Below are 5,114 nucleotides of genomic sequence, written 5' to 3' on the forward strand. Positions count from 1 at the left end.
CAGCGACGGCTCCGGTGCCCCGGACGCCGGGCGGCGCCGGTCCCGGCCCCGTCGCGCTCTGGTCCCGTCCCCCATCGCGGTCAGCCGCCGGGCGGTACGGCCAGTGCGCGGGCCAGGGCGGCGGGGTCGTCGACGGTCACCGTCAGCCCGGGATGGCGCGGACGGCCGCCCGGCAGCAGCGCCGGCACCGGTCGCGCGAAGCGGACGCAGAGCCCGGTGGCGGTGGAGCTGCCGAAGGTGACTCCGAGGTCGGCGGCGGACAGGCGCGGGCCGACCACCCGCCACCAGCGGTACGGGCCGGTGGTCTCGGTGTCCACGACGTTCGCCCGTTCGGTGCGCAGCCGCCAGGGGCCGAACCGCACCGTCAGTGTGTCGTCGTCGACCCGTACCCAGGCGGTGGCGGGCCGTACCCCGAGCAGGGCCAGGAGCGGGCGCAGCACCGGGTCGAACCGGAACGGGAAGAGGTGCGTGGTCATCCCCGGACCCGTCGGCCGACCCGGTCCCCCGGCCGACTCGGACGAGGCGGTGCGGCGGGACGCGGGCGGGGCCGTGCGGCGGGACGCCGGAAGGCAGCGGTCATGGGCGCCGCGTACCCCGCGAAGGCCGGCCGACACCCCCCAGGCCGGCCGGCCTCCTGTTTCCCCCCGTGCTCACCACCGGGCGACGGCGCCCGGGCGGGTCGGATGCCCCCGTGCCTCGCCGTCGGGCGAGGCGCGGGGACCCCCCGTCCCGGCTACTGCAGGAATGCCCCGAGAGGCGACAGCAGCAACCGACCGAGCGCGGCGGCCGTCTGGTCCAGCCGCGCGCGCTCGCGCTCGTGTCGATGCGGGTCGTGCCGGCATCGCCAGATTCGTTGTGCGTTGCGCCAGGCGACATCCCGGGTGTACTCGACCAGCTCACCCTGGTACCAGTCGTCGATGTCGCCGTTGACCATGTCGATGAGCAGTTGCCACTGCTCCAGGTAGCCCCGACGCAGACCGGGGATCTTGTCGGCGAAGATCTTGTTGATCTCCAGGTAGTCGCGGTGCTGGTCGCTGCCCTCGACCGGCTCCGACTCCAGGTAGTCGAACGTGGTGACCAGCGCAAACGGCAGGTCGAAGTTGATGTGCGCATTGACGCCGGCAGCCGCCGACGGCAACGGCCGGGCGTCCGGGCCGCGCATCCGGTCGAAGAGGCAGGCCCACGCCTTGGGCGTATTGGGGCTGGAGTCGCTCCACATCCGCAGCGCGTCGAAGTAGCGGGCGGCGAACTCGACGTCCAGCCGGGACAGGAAGACCGGGTCGACGAACCGGTCGGCGTAGAGGCCGTCCAACACGCTCGTGGTGATGGTGAGGTAGAGCTTGTTGAAGTCGGCCAGCGGGCAGCTGTCCAGCAGCGGTGGCAGCCGGACCAGCATGTCCTGGAGCTTGGTCAGGTGGTCGACGACGGCGGGCACGTCGGCCGGGTGATCGGCGAGCAGGTCCACGATGTCCCGGTGCACTGGCCCCCAGACCGGTTCACTCACGCTGCCCCCTCGCTGCTCCCGGCCCCGGTCTCCCCGACGCCGGGCACAGCCTTTCAGGCGGGGACACCGCCGACATCAGTAGAACTACGTATCCGACACCGACACCCGACTACGCAGGAAGATGGCGCTCGCCTGGACCCGGGTGCGGACGTGGAGCTTGTCGAAGATGTGCGAGACGTGCACGCCGATGGTCCGCTCGCTGATGAACAGGCGCTGGCCGATCTCCTTGTTGGTCAGCCCCTCGGCCACTGCGGCGAGCACCTCGCGCTCGCGCGCGGTCAGCGCGGCCAGCTCGTCACCGGCACCCGGTGGCGGCTCGACCCGCCCGGAGGGGCGTTCCTCCAACTCCACCCGCGCCCGACCGGCGAGGGTACGGATCTCCTCGGTGAACGGCACCGCACCGAGTCCCTGCGCCATCTGGTACGCCTCCCGGAGCAGCCGACCGGCGGTCGCCGTACGGCGACGGCGGGCCAGCAGCGCCTCGGCCTGACGCAGCCGCGCGTAGGCCGCCGGGTAGGGGTGGTTGCGGCGGTCCCACTCGGCCGCCGCGCGGCCCCACAGATCCGGGTCGCTGTCGTCGAGGCGGCTCACCTCGGCGGCACAGAGCGCCAGATATCCGTCGACGACGTCGCGTACCGGCCGGGCCGCGGGCACGCTGCGCCCGGCCACCCGGTCGGCGATCTCGCGCAACCGGCGTACCGCGTTCTGGTCGACCGCGACGGTGCGGCTGGCGTGCGCCTCGGCCTCCGCGCGCAGCCCGTGCCAGACCAGCACGGCGAGGATCACCAGATCGTCGGAGCGGCTCTCGGTCAGGCCACGCTGCACCGCGTGCCGGGCCACGTCGTGCCGCCCCTGCCACATCGCCAGGCCGGCGCGCAGGGTGAGCAGCGGGATGACGTGCCGGGCACCGCCACCGGCCAGCATGGTGGCCGCCGCGTCCAGGTCCCGGTCGGCGGCCTCGACGTCGCCGTACCCGACCGAGAGCCGGCAGCGGGCCAGCAGCATCTCCACCGCGTCCGCGCCGGACGGGCGGTGCCGCAGCGCCGCCGCGACGACCTTCTCCGCCTCGGCCCACTGCCCCACCCGGAACAGCCCGTTGGTCGCGACGGCCAGCAGCCGGGTCGCGTAGGCACGACCCAATCCCAGCTCGGCCACCCGCTCGGCACCCCGGCGGGCCACCACCACCCCCTCTTCGAGGATGTTCAGCGGCCCGGTGAGCAGCTCCGCCAGGTGCAGGTAGGCCCGCGCCACGTCCTCCGGACGGCCGGCCCGCTCGGCGGTGTCCAACGCCCGCCGCAGCACCGCCAGCCCGGCATCCGGATCCTCCAGGTACGCCTCGGAGAAGCCCAACGCCGCGCTGGCCAGCACCACCTCGGTGGTGGCGCCCTCGACCTGCTCGGCGAGGGCCAGCGCCTCCCGCGCCCGCCGGCCCGCGTCGGCGTACCGGCCGAGGTGCACCAGCAGCTCCGCCAGGTGTGCGGCGGCGGCGGCCCGCTGCCGGGGCGTGCAGTCGGCGGCGTCCAGCGCCTGCTGGTACTCCACCTCGGCCAACGCCGACCGTCCGGCGGCGGCCAGATATCGTGCCCGCCGGATGTGCAGCTCGCAGGCGGGCGGGCCGGTGTCGGTGGCGGCCAACTCCTCCAGCAGCGTCAGCGCCCGCGCGTACTCGCCGCTCTTGTGTGCGGCCTCGGCGGCCTGGCCCAGCAGCACCGCCCGGTCGACCCCGGCCCGGCCCTGGCTCAGATCCACCGCCACCGACCAGTGGCGGTGTGCCTCGGCGTAGCCGTACAGCCGCTCGGCCTCCTCGGCGGCGGCCACCGCCGCCGGCAACGCCCGATCCGGCTCACCGGCCAACCGCCAGTGGTGCGCCAGCCGGGCCTGGTGCAGCTCACCCGGCGCCGAGGTCAGCGCCTCGGCGTAACGCCGGTGCAGCAGGGCGCGTTCGGCGGGCAGCAGCTCGTCCTCCAGCACCTCGGCGACGAGCCGGTGCCGCAGCCGGTAACCGTCCTCGGAGCCGACCAGCAGCCGGTGCGCGACGGCGGCCTTGACGGCGGTGAGCAGGTCCTGCTCGGGCAGCCCGACCACCTCGGTGAGCAGCCGGTGCTCGACCGGTTCCACCCCGGCGGCGACCGCGTGCACGGCCTGGTGCGCCGGCTGCGGCAACGCGTCCACCCGGGCCAGGAACACCTCGCGCAACGTGTCGGACAGGTCGTCGCGGCCGTCGCGCAGGTCCCGGGACAACTCCTCCACCACGAACGGGTTGCCCCCGCTGCGTTGCCACAGCCGGTCGGCCGCCTCGGGCGCGACCGGGGCCCGGACGATCGCGGCGGCGAGTTCCTCGGTGGCGGCGCGGTCCAGCGGCGCCAGGTCCAGCACCCGCACCGACCGCAGCCGGCGCAACTCGGTCAACACGCGACGCAGCGGGTGCGCGCCCTGCAACGACTCGGACCGCACCGCCGCCAGCACCGACAGTTGCAGGTCGCCCAGACCGGCGAGCAGATAGAGCAGCAACTGTCGGGTGGTCCGGTCGACCCACTGGAGGTCGTCCAGCACCAGCACCAGCGGACGGCCACCGGCGATGACGCCCAGTCCCCGGGACACCCGCTCCAGCAGCGCCCCCGCGCCGTCCGGACCGGTGGCGTCCTCGGCGAACACCCCGAGCAACGCGCGCACCGACGCGGTCGCGGCCGGCGGGAGGTCCGCGTCGAGACGCCGCAACGCCTGCCGCAACGGGTGCAGCGGTGAGGCGTCGCCGATGTCCAGACAGGAACCGGTGAGCACCAGCGCACCGCCCGCGCTCAACTGCCCGCCCACCTCGTGCAGCAGCCGGGTCTTGCCCACGCCGCTCTCGCCGGTGAGGAAGACCCCGGCCGTGTTTCCCGGCGCCACGTCGTCGAGCAACGCGGCGCGTACCGTCGCCACCAGGTCGGCCCGACCGACGAGCGGTGTGGTGTCCACGTCGCTGGCCATGGCTCGCAGCCTAGTCACAGCCGCCGCCCCCGTTCTACCGCCGCCGCGCCGCCCCTCCCCCACTCGCGTCGACATTGCGACCGAAGGTTGCGCTCGGCCGACATACGTCGTTCGGCAGATCCGCCGTCGGACCGGGGATGACAGTCTCCGGGACATCGTTGGCACGCACGGGGGGAGAGGCGGGTGCGATCTCGATGCCCATGTCGGTTGTCGCAGGTCAGCCGGCTCAGCGGGGGCGCTGGCCGGTAGCTGAGGAACGACGGACGTTGACTGTCCTCTTCGTCGACATCGTCGGGTCGACACGTCTGGTCGACCGGCTCGACCCGGAGGACGTCCGCACACTGCAACGGGTCTACTTCCGCACGGTCGCCCGGGTGCTGCGGCGCTGGGACGGCGTGGTGGAGAAGTACGTCGGCGACGCGGTGATGGCGTTGTTCGGCGCGCGGGCCGGGGACGGCTTCGAGGCGTACCGGGCGGTGCGGGCCGGGCTGGAGGTCCAGCGGGCCCTGGACCGCCGGCCACTAGAGACCGCGCCCGGGCTGCGGGTCCGCGTCGGGGTGGCCACCGGCGAGGCCGTGGTGGACCTGGCCGCCGGGCGCGACGGCGGGCACGGCATGGCCAGCGGCGCGGTGATCACGCT

The 5,114-nt window shown here is 74.3% G+C and carries 4 protein-coding genes; 1 reads left to right on the top strand and 3 read right to left on the bottom strand.

From position 1 onward, the window contains the following. Window positions 1–80: 80 nt before the first annotated feature. From EYA84_RS26035 to EYA84_RS26045, 3 genes are all read right to left on the bottom strand, one after another. Entirely contained in the window at window positions 81–476 is a 396-nt protein-coding gene (locus tag EYA84_RS26035) for a hypothetical protein (protein WP_131056249.1), read from the bottom strand. A 257-nt stretch (window positions 477–733) separates the two neighbouring features. After that, a complete protein-coding gene (locus EYA84_RS26040; protein WP_131056251.1) occupies window positions 734–1,504 on the bottom strand; it encodes a DUF5995 family protein in 771 nt (256 codons plus the stop codon). Window positions 1,505–1,588: 84 nt separating this feature from the next. Next, the gene (locus EYA84_RS26045; RefSeq protein WP_131056253.1) at window positions 1,589–4,474 is read right to left on the bottom strand and encodes a helix-turn-helix transcriptional regulator; all 2,886 of its coding nucleotides are present in this window, start codon (window positions 4,472–4,474) and stop codon (window positions 1,589–1,591) included. Between the two features lie 266 nt (window positions 4,475–4,740). On the opposite strand from EYA84_RS26045, the gene EYA84_RS26050 reads away from it, so the two are divergent. Continuing rightward, window positions 4,741–5,114: adenylate/guanylate cyclase domain-containing protein (locus EYA84_RS26050; protein ID WP_236145962.1), on the top strand; the 374-nt coding region annotated here is incomplete at its 3' end.

The sequence above is a fragment of the Verrucosispora sp. SN26_14.1 genome (genome assembly GCF_004307965.1).
GTDB lineage: Bacteria > Actinomycetota > Actinomycetes > Mycobacteriales > Micromonosporaceae > Micromonospora.